This window comes from Microbacterium sp. GbtcB4, assembly GCF_019091465.1.
Taxonomy (GTDB): domain Bacteria; phylum Actinomycetota; class Actinomycetes; order Actinomycetales; family Microbacteriaceae; genus Microbacterium; species Microbacterium paraoxydans.
Window position 1 is genome coordinate 1 of the sequence record NZ_JAGXJJ010000676.1, and the last position, 232, is coordinate 232.

Sequence of the window (232 nt, forward strand, 5' to 3'; positions counted from 1 at the left end):
CCCCGCGCGGGAGGATGAAGTCGCCCCGGGTTCCGGTCACCGCGAACGTCGCCCCGGGCTCGGCTGCCGCGAGAGCCCGCTTGTAGCTCGCCGGGTGCTGCTGGTCGCCGTTCTTGTACGCGATGCGGAGGATCGGCAGGTCGGCCGGAGCGGACACGATGCTGAGCTCGCGGCGGGTCCCCCGCGCGTCCGGCCGTCGGTGCGGCACGTCGAGCTCGAGATACTGCCGGGG

1 pseudogene is annotated in these 232 nt (G+C 74.1%); it reads right to left on the bottom strand.

What is annotated here, in order from left to right:
* Positions 1–232: pseudogene (locus KVS71_RS19230) on the bottom strand (flavodoxin reductase); the annotation flags it as partial.